Origin of the sequence: Streptomyces bacillaris, from assembly GCF_003268675.1 — a bacterium.
Classification (GTDB): domain Bacteria; phylum Actinomycetota; class Actinomycetes; order Streptomycetales; family Streptomycetaceae; genus Streptomyces; species Streptomyces bacillaris.
The window spans coordinates 3,185,098-3,201,428 of record NZ_CP029378.1 but is presented as its reverse complement, the minus strand read 5'-3'; the positions used below and the strand labels follow the sequence as shown (position 1 = coordinate 3,201,428).

The window sequence follows — 16,331 nt, the reverse complement described above, 5'->3', positions numbered from 1 at the left end:
GGCCGGGAACGACGTGAACCTCGAGCCGCGCGAACCTCAAGCACCGTGATCGTCAAGCGATCCGCCGTACGCGTACGGTACGCCGCCGGGCTCACTGCGGGGCTGGTCCTCCTGGCCCTCGCCGTGGCCGGCGGCCTCGCCGTGGGCGCGCAGTCCGTGCCCCCGGCCGAGGTGTTCGCCGCCCTGCTCGACCCCGACGCCCCGCATGCCTCGATCGTCCGGGAGGTCCGGGTGCCGCGCACCCTCCTCGCCGTCGCCGCCGGGGCCGCGCTGGGCCTTGCCGGGGCGGTGATGCAGGGCATGACCCGCAACCCGCTGGCCGACCCCGGCATCCTCGGCGTCAACACCGGGGCCGCCTGCGCCGTCGTCGCGGCGACCGTGCTGCTCGGCACGCGCTCGCTCCAGGCCGTCGTCTGGTGGGCGCTGCTGGGGGCGGCCGTCGCGGTGATCGTGGTGTATCTGCTCGGCGGCCGGGGCGCGGGGCGCGGCACCCCCGAGGGACTCGTACTCGCGGGGGTGGCTGTCACCGCCGTGCTCGGGGCGGTGGTCAGCGGGCTCGGGGTGCTGGACGCGGACGCGTACGGGACCCTGCGCATGTGGTCCGTCGGCACCCTGGCGGGGCGCGAACTCCCGGTGCTGGCCGAGGTGTTGCCGTTCCTGCTGGTCGGGGCCGTGCTCGCGCTCACCGTGGCGCCCGCCCTCGACGCGTTCGCGCTGGGGGACGAGGCGGGGCGGGCGCTGGGCGTCGCCCCCGGGCGCGTACGGCTGCTCGGCACGCTCGCCACGGTGCTGCTCAGCGGCGCCGCCACCGCCGCCATCGGCCCGGTCGGCTTCATCGGCCTGGTCGCCCCGCATGTGGCCCGCCTCCTCACCGGCCCGGACCACCGCCGCCTGATGCCGTACGCGGTCCTCATCGGCGCGGGCCTGCTGCTCGTCGCGGACATCGTGGGCCGGGTGATCGCGCGCCCCGCCGAGATCCAGGTGGGCATCGTCACGGCGTTCGTGGGCGCGCCCGTACTGATCTGGCTGATCGGCCGCAACCGGCGGGCCCGCCGGAGTGCCTCCCGGAAGGCGGTGGCCCCGGCATGAGCGCCGTGACCCGTACCCGATCCCGCGCCCGTGCGGAGGAGGCGGCGGCCGACCCCGTCTCCGTACCGGGCCGGGGAGCCGCCCACCGGACCCTCCGCCTCGCCCCCGGCCGCCTCTCCTTCCGCGTCCGCCCCCGCCCCCTCGCCGTCACGCTCCTGCTGGCCCTCCTCGCGGCGGGCAGCGGCGCGCTGGCGCTCACCCGGGACGGGCTCGTCCCGCCCGCCGAGGTGCTGGGCGCGCTGTTCGGCGCGGGCTCGGAGCAGGCCGCGTTCGTGGTGCTGGAGCTGAGGCTGCCCCGGGTGGCCCTCGGCCTCGTCGTCGGCGCGGCGCTCGGTGCGGCCGGTGCACTGTTCCAGCAGCTCTCCCGCAACCCGCTCGGCAGCCCGGACATCGTGGGCTTCAACTCCGGTGCGGCCACGGGTGCGTTGCTGGTCCTGCTGCACGGTGACCCGGCGTATGTGGCGGCGGGCGCGGCCGGTGGCGGCCTCGCCACGGCGGTGATCGTCCAACTTCTCGCCCGGCGCGGCTCGTTCCGGGGCAACCGGCTCATCCTCGCCGGGATCGCGGTCGGTTCGCTGCTGACCTCGGTCAACTCGTATCTGCTCACCCGGGCCGCCCTCGACCACGCCCAGTCCGCCCAGCTCTGGCTGATCGGCAGCCTAGGCTCCACCGAACGCCACCAGATCGTCCCCGCCCTCCTCGCCCTGGCGGCCCTGCTCCTGCTCGCCCTCCCTCTCGTCCGCCGCCTGGACCTGCTGGAGATGGGCGACGAGGCGGCGGGCGGCCTGGGCATCGACGCGGCCCGCACCCGTGTCCTGGTGCTCCTGATCGCGGTGGGGCTGAGTGCGGTGGCGGTCTCGGTGGCCGGGCCGATCGTGTTCGTGGCGCTCTGCGCACCGCAGCTGGCCCGCCGCCTGAGCCGCGGTACGGGAACGGGGCTGCTGCCCGCCGCCGCGATGGGCGCCCTCCTGCTCTCCGCCTCCGACCTGGTGGCCGTCACCCTGCCGACGGCGAGCCCGCTCCCGGTGGGCGTGGTGACGGGTGCGCTCGGCGGGGTCTATCTGGCGTGGCTGCTGGGGCGGCGGCAGCGGCGCTAGAGGGGGCCGGTCCGTGCGGGCCTCTTGCGTGAGCCGGCCCGCATCCGCTGAACTGACGTATCGTCAGATGCGAGGTGATCGGAGGCTGCCCGATGCGGACGATCTGGCTCAGCGGTGCGGAATGGCTCGCCGTCCTGCGCATAGGCCTCGGCCTGTGGTGGCTGGAGAGCTGGCGGCACAAGGACAGGAAGGGCTGGTTCGAGCGGGGCACGGGGATCGCGTGGGCGGCGGACGTGGCGGGCAAGCACCGCTGGGGCGTGGTCCGCACAGGCTTCCGGCGGGTCGTCGAACCCCGCCCGAAGCTGATCGCGTACGTCGTCGTCTACGCCGAACTGGCCCTGGGGATCGGCCTGGTGACGGGCTTCCTCACCCCGGTGGCGCTGGTGGCGGGCCTCCTGCTCAATCTGCTGTACCTGACCCTGATGATCCACGACTGGGCCGAGCAGGGGCAGAACGCCATGATGGCCCTGATCTCGCTGGTGGCCCTGTTCGCGATGGGCTGGCAGGTCTGGTCGCTGGACGCGGCGTTCGGGCTGTTCCTGTGAGCCCGGAACCCGGGGCGGCTCCCCGCTTCGACCTCCCGGAGCCGGACGCCTTCACCCGCCCCTACTGGGACGCGGCGGCGGAGGGGCGGCTGCTGATCCGGCGGTGCGGCGGGTGCGGCCGGGCGCACCACTATCCGCGGGAGTTCTGCCCGTACTGCTGGAGCGAGGACGTGGCGTGGGAGCCCGCGAGCGGCCGGGCCACCCTGTACACCTGGTCCGTCGTGCACCGCAACGACCTGCCGCCCTTCGGCGAACGCGTTCCGTATGTGGCCGCCGTCGTCGACCTGGCCGAGGGACCCCGGATGATGACGGAGATCGTGGAGTGCGCGCACACCGGCCTCCGCGTCGGGATGGGGCTGACGGCCGTGTTCCGGCTCCCGGAGGGGGGAGTTGGGGAGGCCGTGCCGGTTTTCCGGCCCCGGGACTGACGGGGCGGGCCCCTGCTGACGGGGCGGGCCCCTGTGGCAGGCTGGCGGTCCAGGACCATGATCCAGGGCGCGAGGGGGCGGCGTGCGACGGTCGGGAGAGGTCACGGGCTGGGCGTTCCTGGCCGAAGTGGACGGGGTCCCGCACGCCGGGGTGGCGGTGGGGCAGGCGGGGCTCGGCCCGTTCACCGGCGCCGGACCGGGCGGGAGCCTGTACACCCGCGCCCACGTACGGGGGTTGGCGCCGCTCGCCTCGCTGGACGAGCTGCCGTTCACGGACCCCGTCGACGCGCGGTGGCGCGTCCACCGGGACGCGGAGGGCGCCGTCGCCGTCCTCGGTCCCGGCGGCCTCGATCTGGCCTATGACCTCCACCTGGACCTGCCGCCCGGCTGGCTGGAGACGGCGACCGGAGCCGGGGCGGTCGTCCTGGTGGTGTCCCATGTACTGCCGGCCGGGGACGACATGGCCGGCGTGCTGACCGACGAGACCTGGCGGGGGACGGTCTGCGTGGGCCGGGTGCGCTTCGGACCGCCCGGCCCCGAGGCGACCGGGCCGCCCACCGCCACCTATGTCTTCGACCCGGTCTCCGTCCTGTCCGAGCTGGTGCTCCATGTGCGGGACGGGGTGCTGTCGCTCGACGCGGCCGGGGCGAGGGCCCGGGGGATGGAACGGACCCGGCGGGCGGCGCAGGCGGCGCTGGAGCCGGAGGGGCGACTGGCTTCACAGAGGGCTTCCGGGCTGTCCGCCGGAGCGATGCTGGACCTGCTGACCGCCGAGGCGTCCCGGAGCCGGGGAGCCCCACCCGAACTCCTGCACCTCTACTGGCGGTTGACGGCCGAGGTGGCCGAGGAATGCGGCGCGGAGTCCGTATGGCGGGAAGCGGCGCTGCGTACGGTCGAGAACGCCGCGCCGGTGCTCGCCCAGCGGCCCGGCCGCTCCGTGTTCGAGGACGCCGACGCGCTGGCGGGCCGCCTGATCGAGCGGCTGGAGGCATCCCGGGGCGGCTCGCCGGGTGACTCGGCGGACGGTTTCCTGGGCGGTTCTTCGGACGACCCGCCGGACGACTCCTCGGGCGGCTCGCCGGACCTGGTGGCGCCCGCGCTTCTGGCCGCCGCCCGGCTGCGGCTGGCGCTCCTGGGCCCGGAGGACCTGGGCGGTGACGCGTATGCGGGCAGGGAGGGGACGGTACGGGCCGCGCAGCTCGCCGTGGACCTGTACCGCTCGCCGCCGCACCGGCCGGGGTCCGGCGGGGAGTGGCCGCTGCGGTTCGACGCGCGGCTCCGGGCGGAGGCGGGGAGCCTGCTGTCCCGGGCGACCGCGTGGGACGACCGGGAGAGCGGGCCGGGCAGCGCGCTGCGCCCCGCGCTCCTGGCCGCGCTGGCCCAGGTGCTCGCGGCGGACGGGGGCGGGGAAGGCATCGGCGCGCGGCAGGGCGGAGGCCCGGAGGGCGTCGAGGTGCGGGGCGGAGGCGTCGGGGGCATAGGCGTGCAGCAGGACGGGGGCCTGGAGGACGTCGGGGTGCGGCAGGGCGGAGGCCCGGAGGGCGTCGGTGTGCAGGACGCCCCCTTCGGCGGAGGCGTGGACCCGGAGACCGCGCGGGCCGCCTTCGACGCGCTGTACGAAGCGCCCGGGGCCGCCCCTCCGGATCTGCTGCTCTTCCTGCTCCGGGCGGTGCCCGACGCACCCGCCGCGTTCGTCGACGCCGTGCGGGAGAGGGTCTTCGGCTCGGACGTTCCCGCCTTCCTCGCCGCGTACGGCGGTGCCGTCGCCGCCCGTACGGCCGACCAGGGCCTCAACCTCGGCCGGGAACGCGCCGACCTGCCGCTGCTCCGGGCGGCGCTGGACTGGGCCGGTCAACTCCCTTTCTCCCAGGGCTCGGCGCACCGCCGCCAGCAGACGGAGGCCCGGCTGCACGCCCTGCCCGACGACCCCACGGAGTGCCCCGGACCCGACCGGGACCCCCGGCCGCTGCCGGATCCCCTTCCGGCGGACTGGTCGCCCGCACAGCGCTCCGCCGCACTGCTGCACGCCGCTGCCCATGCCCGCCAACGACGTCAACCCGCCCTCGGAGCAGCCCTGTTGAGGCGCGCCGGGCGGCGGGGGAGCGGACCGGAGGTCAGACTGCTGACCGCCGACCTCTACCGCCAGGCGGTGGAGACCGGCGAACCGGTCTCCGACCACGTCCCCTTCCCCTGGGGGCACTCCCTGTACGCCGCGCTCTCCTACGCCTCGCTGGACCAGCAGGACCTGGCCCAGGCCTGTCTGCTGCCCGTCCTCCAGGACCTGCCGAACCTCAGCGGCGACGCCCTCAAGGACGTCGTGTACGCGATCGTCGTCGACGTACCGAACTTCGACACCAGCGGTGCCCCCGCGCTCGGTGAGGTGCTCCGCGACCTCGTCCACGCGGCCGTATGGCAGGTGGCCCTCGGGATCGAGACGCTGCCGGTGGCCCTGATGCTCGGTCTCCACCAGGCGGGCAAGGGGCCGGAGGCCGGTGCGTGGCGACGGATCGGCGGCCCGATCACCCGCCCCGCCCCCATCGAGAACTACGTCGCCCTGCTCCGGGCCGTGGAGGACCCCACCGCGGCCGGAGGTGGCGCGACGGCGAACTTGCTGAACGCGATGGACGCCCCCGACACGTACGACGCGTACGACGCGGACCTCGGGGAGGCCAGCCACGAAGACGACCGCTACGTACGCAACCTCCGTCGCCGGATCTCCTCCCTCATCGACGACGAACTCCGCGCCCGCTCGGCGGCCTTCGTGGACGACCAGTACCTGTGGGCGCGCACCGGCGACCTGCTCGACGAGCGGAGCGTCCTGCTCACCTGGTTCCTGCCCACCGCGGTCAACGGCGCCGCCGTCCTGCTCGCCGTCACCCGCGAAGGCAGCGCGATCACCGTGCAGTTGGGCGACGCGGAGGACGGCGTACCGGAGAACGCCGAGACGTACGCCGACCGGCATCCCGTGGCCGACCTGGTCGAGGCCGTCCGGGAGGAGGTCGAGCGCGACCCGCTCTTCGGGGACGTGACGCCGGAGGGCCGCCGCCTGCTGACGGGGCACGAACTGCCGCTGCCCACGGCCGACCAGTGGGCCGCGTGGCGGGGCCGGGGCAAGGACCGCCTGCTGCTCTGGCCGCACGGGGCGCTGCACTACCTGCCGGTCGCGCTCTGCTCCGCCGATGGCGATGCCGACGGCCACGGCCGCCTGATCGCGGACGACTGGACGGTGACCACCATCGCGGGCCTGGAGAGCCTCGTGCCCCTGGACGTCCCCGTACGCCCCCGCCGTACCGCCGTCCTCGCCTCGGCCACCGGCGGCGTCCCCTACGGGCTGCCCGCCGAACCCGCGCTCGACGAACACGCCCGGGCGGTCGCCGCGGCGGTCGGCGGGGTCGCCGTGACCGGTCCGGCCGCCACCCGGGCCCGGCTGCTCGCGGAACTCGCCACGGCGGACGTCGTCCACCTCGCCGTCCACGGCACGCTGGACCGGGACGCCCCCTGGCTGCACTGCCTCCACCTCGCCCCGGACGAGGACGACGACGGCCGGGTCTTCGCCCACGACTTCCTCGAACACGACCTGAGCGGTGTCCGTCTGATCACGCTCGCCGCCTGCGAATCGGCGCTGGGCCGCTTCGACCGGGCGGACAACGTCCGCGGTGTCCCGGCCGCGCTGATCACCGCCGGGGTGCGGGCGGTCGTCGGCTGTCTCTGGGCCGTACGCCCCGAACCGGCCGCGTACTTCTACCATCACCTGCACGAACGCGCCGCCGAGGGGGAGAGCGCCGAACGCGCCTTCCGGGCGGCCCAGAACGCCACCCGGGCCCGATACCCGCACTACCGTGACTGGGGAGCGTTCACCTTTCTCCGGGGCAGGAGCGGGATTCTCCGGGACGGGAGCGAGCCTCTCCGGGACGGGAGCGAGGAAGCCGCCGCATGACGACCGAGATCCAACTGCACGACATCGCCCTCGTGCCGGAGCGCACCCTCGGCGCCCCGGCCGACGACGGGCCGCTGCGCGGCAGGCTGACCTTCGGCTGGGACCTGCTGCCCGCCGACCACGAGGGCGCCCCCGCCGACTGGCTCGCGCACGTGAGGGCCACGCCCGGGCGGGAGTTCCGCCGGCTGCTGCTGGTGTGCTCGTTCCGCCCGGAGACCCCGCAGGCGCGGGGCGCGTTCCGGCACGCGTCCCTGGCGCTCGCCCTCACCACCCCCGACCCAGTCCGGCGGCCCGTGGCCCGGCTCATCGACCCGGGCGAACGCACCCGCCCGGTGGCGGCGGGCCCCGGCACCGGACTCAGCTTCACGGTCGCCACCGGCCTCGTCGACCTGGGCGTGGAGCGGCAGCCGGGCGAGGGCCCCGGCCGGGAGGAGTGGATCGTACGGGGACACGGCGCGTCCCAGCCGGACCCGCAGTGGGAGTTCCGCCGCCTGCGCCGCCTGCCGTTGGTCGGCGACCATCCGGTGGCCGCGCTGGTGGAACTCGTCCCCGGCCTGGTGAACACGGCGGAGGTGCTGGTCGCCGCCGAACTGGAGCACCGGAGCTGGGGCATCCGCCGCTACCGCGCCCGCCTGGGCCCCACGTCCCGAGGCATCACGCTGAGCACCGTGGAACGGGGACCACAGCCGCCCGCCGACGCGGACTGATCACAGCAGGGGCACGATCACAGCCCGGGCGCGCCCCACACGGGGAACCACCGGGACAGATCCTTCTCCACCCGGAGGTCGTCCCCGAGGGCGCCCCGCACCTGGAGCTCCAACTGGTTGTCCCGCTTCTCGGCGTCGCCGGGGAGCGGGGCGAACGGATAGAACGTGCCGCGCTTGTACAGATAGACGAGCGCCAGCGCACGCCCCTCCCCGTCCCGGAAGCCGATCAGCGAGCAGAGCAGGTGCGGCCCGAAACCGCCGTCCTGGAGCAGGGTGTTCACCGCGTGCAGGTCGTTGACCAGGGCCGCCGTGTCGTCGGCAGGGTGGTCGGCGAGCAGCCAGGTGTAGCCGTACGCGTCCCGGCTGAACTCCACCGGGATGCCGCCGCGCCCGGTGTCCGCGTCGAGCAGCTCCCGTACGTCCTCCTGGAGCCGGGCGAACCCCCCGCCCTCCACCCCCGCGAAGCAGACCGAACCCCGGCCCGTCGGGGTGAAACCGGTGGCGGCCTGGAGGGTGAGGGCGGCGGAGGGGACGGCGAAGAGCTGGTCGAGGTCGGGGCGGACGGGTTTGCTGCGGCCGAGGATGGCGTCGAGCAGGCCCACGGGCGGCACTCCTTCAAGTCGGCTCAGCGGGACAGGTCGGTGGAGATGCGGGACAGCTGGTCCAGGCGCTGTTCCAGCGTCGGGTGCGTGGAGAAGATCCGCCCGATGGACTCCTTCGCGGAGAAGGCGGGCAGGAAGTAGAACGCGTTGTACGGCTCCGCCTTGCGCAGGTCCTCGGTCGGGATACGGGCCATCTGCCCGCTGACCTTGGTCAGGGCCGAGGCGAGGGCGGAGGGGCGGCCGGTGAGGAGGGCGGCGGCGCGGTCGGCGGACAGCTCCCGGTAGCGGGAGAGCAGCCGGGTGAGCAGGAAGCTGATCGCGTACACGACGGCGCTGATCAGCGGGATCAGCAGCAGCAGGATGCCCGCCGGGTCGTTTCCCGGGCGGCTGCGCGCGAACCCGCCCCACAGGGCGATCCGGGTGATGATGCCCGCCAGGACGCCGAGGAACGAGGCGATGGTCATGACGGCCACGTCCCGGTGCGCCACGTGCGACATCTCGTGGGCGAGGACGCCCTCCAGCTCCTCCGGCTCCAGTCTGCGGAGCAGCCCCGTCGTCGCGCAGACCAGGGCGGTCTTCTCGCTGCGCCCGGTGGCGAACGCGTTCGGTACGTCACTCTCGGCGATGGCCACCTTCGGCTTCGGCATGTCCGCGAGCGCGCAGATCCGGTCGATGGTGCCGTGCAGCTCGGGGGCCTGTTCGGGGGTGACCTCGCGGGCGCCCATGCCGTACGCCGCGATGCGGTCGCTGAACCAGAACTGGGCGATGAACAGGCCACCCGTGATGATCAGGATGATCGGCCAGGAGCCGCGCAGGGCCGCGAGGAGCACGCCCACGAAGACGACGTACAGCAGACCGATCAGGAACATGGTGGTGACCATGCGGCCGGTCAGCCCCCGGTCCGGGGCGTAGCGGGAACGGGCTCGTGGCATCGGGGCCTCCCAACAGCTCAGCTCTCACCTGTCTCCATAGTGCCCCCTTCTTGTTGAAACCGGGTTAAGCCACCTCTCCGGCCGCCTCAGGGCCAGAGCAGCTCACGCGCCCATTCACCGCCCCCGGCCCGGCGGTAGCGGAGCCGGATGTGGCGCCGCCGGGCGTCGCCCTGGAAGAACTCCACCTCGGCCGGCTCGACCACATACCGGGTCCAGGTCGGCGCCTCGGCGTCCGGTTCCGCCCGGGCCCGCTCCCAGGCCGCGTCCGCCGCCCGGTGCAGCTCCGCCACCGACGCCACGGCCTCGCTCTGCGCCCCGGTCAGGGCGGCGGCGAGGGCCCCGGTGGACCGGGCGTGCAGATCGGCATGGCTCTCGGCCGGGGTGCAGCGCGCGACCGGACCCCGGACCCGCACCTGCCGCCCCTGCGCGGGCCAGTAGAAGCCGAGCGCGGCGTACGGCCGGGCGGCGATCTGGTGGCCCTTGGCACTGGTGGCATGGCTCGCGAAGTGGAACCCGCGCCCGTCGGCCCCGTGGAGCAGCAGCGTCCGTACGTCGGGCAGCCCGTCGGCGTCCGCCGTGGCCAGCGACATCGCGTGCGGCTCGACCTGCCCGGCGGCCACGGCCTCCGCGAACCAGGCGTGGAAGAGCGGCAGCGGCGCGTCGGGGGCGGTCGCCGGGTCGAAGGACGGCAGCTCGCTCTCCCAGACGCGCTGGGCGTGCAGGAGACCGGTGAAGTCGGTGGGGGAGGACGGGGCGGGGGCGTCGGGTTCGTTCATGGGGTCATTGGACCGCACAGGACCGTACGGGCTCGCCCCTGTCCTGTAGCTCCATGGGACACGCCGCGCTACAGTGAAGGTATGAAGACCATCACGCAGCGGGAGTTCCGCAACAAGTCCGCAGAGGTCATGGACGCGGTGGAGAGCGGCGAGACGTTCCACATCACCCGGAACGGCATAGAGGTCGCCGAACTGCGGCCCCTCAGCCGCAAGCGGCAGCTCGGTGCCGAGGAACTGGTGGCCCGGCACCGGAGGCTGCCCCGGGTGGACGGTGCGTCGCTGCGCCGCGAGGCCGACGACTTCTTCGGCGCGGAGGACCGGGTGGGCGACGACGACGTGTGGGAGCGCAACAGTGGCTGAGCGGCACCGGGTGGGCGTGCTCGACACCTGTACGTACATCGACCTCGACCTGCTGGAGCCGGAGCGGCTCCCCGCGCTCCCCGCCCTCACGGCGATTTCGCTGGCCGAACTCCAGCAGGGGGTGGCCATGGCCAGGGACCCGCTGGTGCGGGCCGCGCGCATGGAGAAGCTGGGGGCGGCGGTGGCCGACTTCGAGTCGCTTCCCTTCGACGCGGACGCCGCCGCGCGCTACGGGACCCTCGTCACCCTCGTTCTCGCGGCCCGGCGCGACCCCCGCCCACGCCGCCTCGACCTGATGATCGCGGCCATCGCGTCGGTGCGGGAGCTGCCGCTCTACACGCGGAACGCCGACGACTTCAAGGGGCTGGAGAGCGCGGTCACGGTGGTCGCGGTGTGAGGCCGCTCCCGCGCCTGCGCGGGGTCCCCCACATGTACGTGTGCGGCCCCCCTCACCCCCGCCCCAGCACCACCGTCCCCGACGAGCAGAACCAGCCGCCCGTGCCCGAGGCCACCGCCAGTTCCGGGAGGCGGTTGCCCGGGCGGTGGACCTGGCGGGCTCCGGCCTCGCCGCGTAGCTGGCGTACCGCCTCCACCAGCAGGAACAGGCCGCGCATCCCGGGGTGGCAGGCGGAGAGGCCGCCGCCGTCGGTGTTCACCGGGAGTGCGCCGCGCAGGCCCGTGCGGCCCTTCTCGACGAACGCGCCGCCCTCGCCCTTCGCGCAGAAGCCCAGGTCCTCCAGCGTCACCAGCGTCATGTACGTGAACGCGTCGTAGATCTCCGCCAGGTCGATGTCGGCGGGGCGCACCCCGGCGCGTTCGAAGGCGAGGCGGCCGGAGACGGCGGCGGGGGAGACCGTGAAGTCCTCCCACTCGGACATCGTGGCGTGGGAGGTGTGCTCCCCGGTGCCCAGGATCCACACCGGGGCCTTCGCCGTGTCCGGTACGTACTCCTCGGCGGCCAGCAGCACCGCGCACCCGCCGTCGCTGCGGACGCAGCAGTGCAGCTTGGTGAACGGGTCCGCGATCATCGGGCCGGAGAGGACGTCGTCGACGGTGATCGGGTCCCGGAACATCGCCTCCGGGTTGGCCGCCGCGTTGGCCCGGGCCTGGACCGCCACCTCCGCCAGCTGCTCCAGGGTCGTGCCGTACTCGTGCATATGTCGGCGGGCGGCCATCGCGTACTTGGCGATCAGGCTGTGCCCGTACGGGACTTCGAACTGCGCCGGTCCCCGCGCCCCGAAGGACAGGTTGGCCGTGCGGCGGCCCGCCCTGATGTCGGCGCGGGCCGTCGACCCGTAGACCAGCAGCACCGCCCGGGCCCGGCCCGCCGCGATGGCGTCCGCCGCGTGGGTGGCCATCACCTCCCAGGTGGCACCGCCCACCGCCGTGGAGTCGACCCAGGTGGGCCGCAGCCCCAGATACTCCGCGACCTCCACCGGAGCCAGCGTCCCGAGCCCGGCGGAGGCGAGACCGTCGACCACCGAGCGGTCCAGTCCGGAGTCCGCGAGCGCGCGGCGGGCCGCCTGGGCGTGCAGGGCGTACGGCGTGGCGTGGTCGACGCGCCCGCACTCCGCGAGGGCGACTCCGACGACGGCGACCTTGCGGGGGAGGCGGGAGGCAGGCATAAATCTGACGGTACATCAGATAGAGGGTGATGTGACCGTGCGTGCACGCTTCTTCCCTGCCCCGGCCGCGTGCGGGACTCTGGGAATCGACGTGCCCCGCACCTAATATGACGGCTCGTCAGATCAGGAGCCGCCGGTTCCTGAGGGGAGGAGCCGCACGATGGACGCCGCCTTCACCGCGGAACAGGACGAGATCCGCCGCACCCTGCGCGACCTGCTCGCCCGGCACGCCGGACCCGGCGAGGTCCGTGCCGCCGTGCGCACCGCCGAGGGTCACGACCCGGCCCTGTGGCGCCGGCTCGCCCAGGGGCTCGGGCTGCCGGGGCTCGCGCTCCCCGAGGAGTACGGCGGGGCCGGCTGCACCCCCACCGAGCTGGCCCTCGCCTGCGAGGAGACGGGCCGCGCCCTGCTGCCCTCCCCGCTCCTGGCCACCGCCGTACTCGCCGCCCCCCTCATCACCGCCCTGGGCACACCGTCGCAGCGCGCCGGGCTGCTGCCCCGCATCGCCGACGGCACCCTCACCGCCGCCCTGGCCGTACCGGGCGGGTCGATGGCCGCCGCCCTCGGCCTCACCGGCGACAACCGGTCCGCGCCCTGGTCGGGCGGCGGCCGGGCCGGGGGTGTCCAGGCCCGCCACGGCGACGGCGGCTGGCGGCTCTACGGGGAGGCGGACCGGGTGCTGGACGGGCACAGCGCCGGGCTGCTCCTGGTCGCCGCCCACACCGGCGGCTATCCGCGCAGCCGGACGCTCCTCTTCCTGGTGCCCACCGAGTTCCACGTGCGCGCCGAGGTGTCGGGCGGGGCGCCCACCGAGGTGCCCACCGACGTGCCCTCCGGGACCGAAGGGCTGACCCGTACGCGGCTCACCTCTCTCGACGAGACCCGGCCCCTCGCCCGCGTCGAACTGCGCGACACCCCCGCCGCGCTCCTCGGGACGGAAGCGGACACCGCCGACGTCTGCGGGGCGCTCGCCGCCACCGGGCACACCGCCGCCGCCGTCCTCGCCGCCGAGGCGGTCGGGGCGGCTGCGGGCGCGCTGGAGCGGACCGTGGCGTATGTGAAGGAGCGCGAGCAGTTCGGCCGGGCCATCGGGTCGTTCCAGGCGGTCAAACACCGGCTGGCCGATCTGTACGTACGGGTGGAGGCGGCCCGCTCCGCCGCCTACTACGCCGCCTGGGACCCGGCGGCGGGCCCGCTCGCCCTGGCCCAGGCGCTGGAGACGGCCCGGACCGTGGCCGGTGAGGCCGTCCAGCTGCACGGCGGGATCGGCTTCACCTGGGAGCACGAGGCGCACCTGTACGTGAAGCGGGCGGCGGCGGACGAGCTGCTCTTCGGGCCCGTGCACCGGCTGCGCGACCACGCGGCGGTCCGGGCCGGGCTGTTCGGGGACGTACCCTCGCGGGCCCTCGCGCACGAGGTGGCCGTCTGATGGCCCCCGGCCCCGCCCCTGCCCCCGGCCCCGCTCGCGACCGGGCTCTCCGGCTGGTCCAGAAGGTCTCCTCCACCCGCGCCTTCGCGAAGGTCGCCCCGCACGTCGTGCCCGTCCTGGACCGCACCGTGCACCGGCTCACCCGGGGCCGGGTGCTGCCCAGCGCCCGGATGCTGCCGGGGCTCGTCCTCACCGTGCCGGGGGCGCGCAGCGGGCGGCCGAGGGTGACCCCGCTGGCCTGTATGCCGGAGGGGGAGGCAGAGAGCACCTGGATCCTGGTCGGCAGCAACTTCGGCCGCCCCGGGCATCCCGCCTGGACCGCGAATCTGCTGGCCCGACCGGAGGAGGCCGTCATCAGCTGGCGCGGCCGGTCCATCCCGGTGCGGGCACGGCTGCTGGAGGGGGCGGAGCGGGAGGAGGTGTGGCGGGTGGCGCTGGCGTTCTGGCCGCCGTACGCGGCGTACCAGGCGCGGGTGGAACGGCGGATCCGGCTCTTCCGCCTGGAGCGGCGGTAGCCACTCCGCCCGGAGCGGCAGCAGCCGCCCTTTCCGGCTCTCGCCGGCTCTCGTGGACGACGTCCGGGTACGCCGACGGCGGACCACCGGCAGGGGTGCGTGGTGGTCCGCCGTCGGTGAGACAGGACGTGCCGGTGGGCTACTTGGCGGGCTTCTTGCCGGTGATGCCCAGGTGCACCAACAGCGCCAGGTTCGGGCGCAGTTCGGCCTGCTTCACACCCCAGGTGGTGAACCCCTTCTGGTGCGAGGCGACCGCGGCCAGCATCGCGACCAGGGAGCCCGCCATCGCGGCGGCGCTGACGTCCTTGTCGACCTTGCCCTTGGTCTGGAGCTCCTTCACCGAATCGGTGAGGGAGTTGGTGACCGAGTTCAGGATCTTCATGCGGATCTTGTAGAACCGCTTGTCCCCTTCGGCCGCGCCGAGGTCGATCACGCGGAGGATCGCGTCGTTGCGGCGCCAGAAGTCGAGGAATCCGTCGACGAGTTCCTCGGCCGTGTGCCAGCCGGCCTTGCCGACCCACGGGCGTCCGGCGACCAGTTCGGTCAGTCCGGCACCCTCCTTGGCGACTTCCTCGGCGATTTCGAGGACGGCGCCCTCCACATCGGGGAAGTACTGGTAGAAAGTCGCGGGTGAAGTCCCGGCCTTCCGGGCGACGTCGATGACTTTGACGTCCCGGTACGGCGAGGAGCTGAGCATCTCGCTGAGGCAGTCGAGCAGCTTCTGCCGCGTCGCCTGACCGCGTCGACCGGCCACGCGGCCGTCGACGGTACGTACTTGTCCTGTCATGCCGTCAGCTTACCGAGGGGCGATGAGAGCGCGATTCGGCCGACTGCAAATGGGGAACGCCGCAGGACCGGAGGGGTGCGAGGGGGCGGGGGCGAATGTTTTCGGCCGCCGGGAAGACCGCCGGACGACCGTTGTGACGACGGCCGGGACGACGGCCGGGACGACCGCCGGGACGGTGGCTGATCCGGAGGCCGGCGCGGCCCCGGCAGAGGTTCGGTCGACCCACTGTGATGGTGTTATCAACAGCCTGTGGACAACTTCGGTGGACAACTTTCGTCCATGCGGTGCCTCGATCTTCACCGATCGGACAAGTGTTCCCTTTTTGGGGTGTATGAACTGCGTGTGGACCGCGTTCGGCGGGCGTCGGGGCGCGCCGGGCCGGGTGCGACGTTACGTTGACTGTGACGGGCGTCACTGAAGCGACACCGGAGCGACACCGAAGGCTGAACCGCGACGGAAGGGACCAGGCCCCATGGCCGCATTCGCGCACTCGGCGCCGTGCTGGGTGGACGTGCAGCTCTCCGACCTCGAAGCGGGCAAGCGTTTCTACGGCGGCCTCTTCGGCTGGACCTTCCGGGCGGGTGACGGCATGCCCTTCGCGGACGCCCTGAGCGGCGGCAGGCTCGTCGCCGCGCTCGCCGCCAAGAAGGACGGGCGGATGCCCACCGCCTGGGGCGTCCACTTCGCCACCGACGACATCCGCGCCACCGTCGCCGCCATCCGTGAACACGGCGGCCAGATCATCACCGACCCCGTACGGGCCGGACGGGCCGGGATCCTGGCCCAGGCGGCCGACCCCGGGGGCGCGGTCTTCGGCCTCTGGCAGCCCGGGGAGCGCGCCGGCTTCGAGAAGCAGAACGAACCCGGCTCCTTCTGCTGGACCGAGGTCCACACCCGGCGGCCGGAGGAGGTGGACCCTTTCTACGAGAAGGTCTTCGGCTTCCGGGGCACCGACCTGGACGAGGCGGGCAACGACGTCTCCGGCGACGCCGAGGCGCTGGTCGACTTCCGGATGTGGTCGCCCGAGGGCACCGAACCCGGCCCGGACACCGCCGTCGGCGGCCGCAGCGTCATCACGGACGCGTTCCCCGCCGAGCTGCCCAGCTACTTCCTCACCTACTTCGCCGTCGCCGACTGCGACGCGGCGGCCGAACTCGCCGTACAGCTCGGCGGCCGGGTCTCCGCACCGCCCTTCGGCATCCCGTACGGGCGGATGGCGGTCCTCCACGACGACCAGGGCGCGCTCTTCGCCGTACTCCAGCCGAACGAGCTGCTTCCGTAGCCGAACGAGCTGCTTCCGTGACCCCGCCGTGCCCCCGTCCCGTACACCTTGTGGGCGAGAATCGGCCGAAGTGGCATGAGACACCCACATCCGCCCCCGGGTTCGCCAGCGGCGCCCGAGCCAGGAAGAATCAGGGTGCGCACCGCCAGGTGGTGCCCAGCGGTGAGACGCTGCGGAGGCCGGGAATCGCACCGGGCGGTGACGGGCGGTAATTCGCGGG

At 74.1% G+C, this 16,331-nt stretch carries 16 protein-coding genes; 11 read left to right on the top strand and 5 right to left on the bottom strand.

Translation table 11 applies throughout. From position 1 onward, the window contains the following. Positions 1 to 45 precede the first annotated feature (45 nt). The 6 genes from DJ476_RS13455 to DJ476_RS13430 all read left to right on the top strand — a co-directional run bounded on the left by DJ476_RS13455 (position 46) and on the right by DJ476_RS13430 (position 7,803). A complete protein-coding gene (locus DJ476_RS13455; RefSeq protein ID WP_103416755.1) occupies positions 46 to 1,089 on the top strand; it encodes a FecCD family ABC transporter permease in 1,044 nt (347 codons plus the stop codon). Continuing rightward, on the top strand, positions 1,086 to 2,186 hold the full coding sequence (locus DJ476_RS13450) for a FecCD family ABC transporter permease (protein ID WP_112490608.1): 1,101 nt from the start codon (positions 1,086 to 1,088) through the stop codon (positions 2,184 to 2,186). Before DJ476_RS13455 ends, DJ476_RS13450 begins: the two co-directional genes overlap by 4 nt. Positions 2,187 to 2,278: 92 nt before the next feature. Then, the gene (locus DJ476_RS13445) at positions 2,279 to 2,731 is read left to right on the top strand and encodes a DoxX family protein (RefSeq protein WP_112490607.1); all 453 of its coding nucleotides are present in this window, start codon (positions 2,279 to 2,281) and stop codon (positions 2,729 to 2,731) included. Beyond that, positions 2,728 to 3,159 carry a Zn-ribbon domain-containing OB-fold protein gene (locus tag DJ476_RS13440; protein ID WP_103416758.1) on the top strand — a complete coding sequence of 144 codons (432 nt, stop codon included), beginning with the start codon at positions 2,728 to 2,730 and terminating at the stop codon, positions 3,157 to 3,159. Before DJ476_RS13445 ends, DJ476_RS13440 begins: the two co-directional genes overlap by 4 nt. A gap of 82 nt (positions 3,160 to 3,241) precedes the next feature. After that, positions 3,242 to 7,096 carry a CHAT domain-containing protein gene (locus tag DJ476_RS13435; RefSeq protein WP_112490606.1) on the top strand — a complete coding sequence of 1,285 codons (3,855 nt, stop codon included), beginning with the start codon at positions 3,242 to 3,244 and terminating at the stop codon, positions 7,094 to 7,096. After that, positions 7,093 to 7,803 carry a hypothetical protein gene (locus DJ476_RS13430; RefSeq protein ID WP_112490605.1) on the top strand — a complete coding sequence of 237 codons (711 nt, stop codon included), beginning with the start codon at positions 7,093 to 7,095 and terminating at the stop codon, positions 7,801 to 7,803. Before DJ476_RS13435 ends, DJ476_RS13430 begins: the two co-directional genes overlap by 4 nt. A gap of 17 nt (positions 7,804 to 7,820) precedes the next feature. Here the strand turns inward: DJ476_RS13430 and pspAB are convergent, their stop codons facing one another. The 3 genes from pspAB to DJ476_RS13415 all read right to left on the bottom strand — a co-directional run bounded on the left by pspAB (position 7,821) and on the right by DJ476_RS13415 (position 10,113). Next, positions 7,821 to 8,405 carry a PspA-associated protein PspAB gene (pspAB, locus tag DJ476_RS13425; protein WP_112490604.1) on the bottom strand — a complete coding sequence of 195 codons (585 nt, stop codon included), beginning with the start codon at positions 8,403 to 8,405 and terminating at the stop codon, positions 7,821 to 7,823. Between the two features lie 23 nt (positions 8,406 to 8,428). Then, positions 8,429 to 9,337 carry a zinc metalloprotease HtpX gene (gene htpX / locus DJ476_RS13420; protein ID WP_028416795.1) on the bottom strand — a complete coding sequence of 303 codons (909 nt, stop codon included), beginning with the start codon at positions 9,335 to 9,337 and terminating at the stop codon, positions 8,429 to 8,431. 86 nt (positions 9,338 to 9,423) lie between these two features. Then, positions 9,424 to 10,113, bottom strand: coding sequence for a pyridoxine/pyridoxamine 5'-phosphate oxidase (locus DJ476_RS13415; RefSeq protein ID WP_112490603.1), 690 nt, complete (start codon positions 10,111 to 10,113; stop codon positions 9,424 to 9,426). A gap of 81 nt (positions 10,114 to 10,194) precedes the next feature. Here DJ476_RS13415 and DJ476_RS13410 point away from each other — a divergent pair, with 81 nt between their 5' ends. Then, positions 10,195 to 10,473 (top strand): type II toxin-antitoxin system Phd/YefM family antitoxin, encoded by a 279-nt coding sequence (locus DJ476_RS13410; RefSeq protein ID WP_103416764.1) that lies wholly within the window; start codon positions 10,195 to 10,197, stop codon positions 10,471 to 10,473. Further along, positions 10,466 to 10,870 carry a PIN domain-containing protein gene (locus DJ476_RS13405; RefSeq protein ID WP_103416765.1) on the top strand — a complete coding sequence of 135 codons (405 nt, stop codon included), beginning with the start codon at positions 10,466 to 10,468 and terminating at the stop codon, positions 10,868 to 10,870. Before DJ476_RS13410 ends, DJ476_RS13405 begins: the two co-directional genes overlap by 8 nt. A 52-nt stretch (positions 10,871 to 10,922) precedes the next feature. On the opposite strand, the gene DJ476_RS13400 is transcribed toward DJ476_RS13405, so the two are convergent. Continuing rightward, the gene (locus DJ476_RS13400; RefSeq protein ID WP_112490602.1) at positions 10,923 to 12,098 is read right to left on the bottom strand and encodes a thiolase C-terminal domain-containing protein; all 1,176 of its coding nucleotides are present in this window, start codon (positions 12,096 to 12,098) and stop codon (positions 10,923 to 10,925) included. Positions 12,099 to 12,258: 160 nt separating this feature from the next. Between DJ476_RS13400 and DJ476_RS13395 the strand changes: the two genes are divergently transcribed. Both DJ476_RS13395 and DJ476_RS13390 read left to right on the top strand, forming a co-directional pair. After that, the gene (locus DJ476_RS13395) at positions 12,259 to 13,527 is read left to right on the top strand and encodes an acyl-CoA dehydrogenase family protein (RefSeq protein WP_112490601.1); all 1,269 of its coding nucleotides are present in this window, start codon (positions 12,259 to 12,261) and stop codon (positions 13,525 to 13,527) included. After that, positions 13,527 to 14,042, top strand: a complete 516-nt coding sequence (locus tag DJ476_RS13390; RefSeq protein WP_112490600.1) for a nitroreductase/quinone reductase family protein — start codon at positions 13,527 to 13,529, stop codon at positions 14,040 to 14,042. The genes DJ476_RS13395 and DJ476_RS13390 overlap by 1 nt, the downstream gene beginning before the upstream one ends. A 139-nt stretch (positions 14,043 to 14,181) precedes the next feature. On the opposite strand, the gene DJ476_RS13385 is transcribed toward DJ476_RS13390, so the two are convergent. Further along, positions 14,182 to 14,829, bottom strand: coding sequence for a TetR family transcriptional regulator (locus tag DJ476_RS13385; RefSeq protein WP_103416769.1), 648 nt, complete (start codon positions 14,827 to 14,829; stop codon positions 14,182 to 14,184). Positions 14,830 to 15,301: 472 nt separating this feature from the next. Here DJ476_RS13385 and DJ476_RS13380 point away from each other — a divergent pair, with 472 nt between their 5' ends. Then, complete coding sequence (locus DJ476_RS13380) at positions 15,302 to 16,111, top strand: VOC family protein (RefSeq protein ID WP_112490599.1); 810 nt, start codon at positions 15,302 to 15,304, stop codon at positions 16,109 to 16,111. Positions 16,112 to 16,331 lie beyond the last annotated feature (220 nt).

What these genes read in the sequence shown, in the direction of transcription:
- DJ476_RS13450 (WP_112490608.1), top strand. Translation starts at nt 1,086, where the DNA reads ATGAGCGCCGTGACCCGTACCCGATCCCGCGCCCGTGCGGAGGAGGCG.
- DJ476_RS13445 (WP_112490607.1), top strand. Translation starts at nt 2,279, where the DNA reads ATGCGGACGATCTGGCTCAGCGGTGCGGAATGGCTCGCCGTCCTGCGC.
- DJ476_RS13430 (WP_112490605.1), top strand. Translation starts at nt 7,093, where the DNA reads ATGACGACCGAGATCCAACTGCACGACATCGCCCTCGTGCCGGAGCGC.
- htpX (WP_028416795.1), bottom strand. Translation starts at nt 9,337, where the DNA reads ATGCCACGAGCCCGTTCCCGCTACGCCCCGGACCGGGGGCTGACCGGC.
- DJ476_RS13415 (WP_112490603.1), bottom strand. Translation starts at nt 10,113, where the DNA reads ATGAACGAACCCGACGCCCCCGCCCCGTCCTCCCCCACCGACTTCACC.
- DJ476_RS13410 (WP_103416764.1), top strand. Translation starts at nt 10,195, where the DNA reads ATGAAGACCATCACGCAGCGGGAGTTCCGCAACAAGTCCGCAGAGGTC.
- DJ476_RS13400 (WP_112490602.1), bottom strand. Translation starts at nt 12,098, where the DNA reads ATGCCTGCCTCCCGCCTCCCCCGCAAGGTCGCCGTCGTCGGAGTCGCC.
- DJ476_RS13395 (WP_112490601.1), top strand. Translation starts at nt 12,259, where the DNA reads ATGGACGCCGCCTTCACCGCGGAACAGGACGAGATCCGCCGCACCCTG.
- DJ476_RS13390 (WP_112490600.1), top strand. Translation starts at nt 13,527, where the DNA reads ATGGCCCCCGGCCCCGCCCCTGCCCCCGGCCCCGCTCGCGACCGGGCT.
- DJ476_RS13385 (WP_103416769.1), bottom strand. Translation starts at nt 14,829, where the DNA reads ATGACAGGACAAGTACGTACCGTCGACGGCCGCGTGGCCGGTCGACGC.
- DJ476_RS13380 (WP_112490599.1), top strand. Translation starts at nt 15,302, where the DNA reads ATGGCCGCATTCGCGCACTCGGCGCCGTGCTGGGTGGACGTGCAGCTC.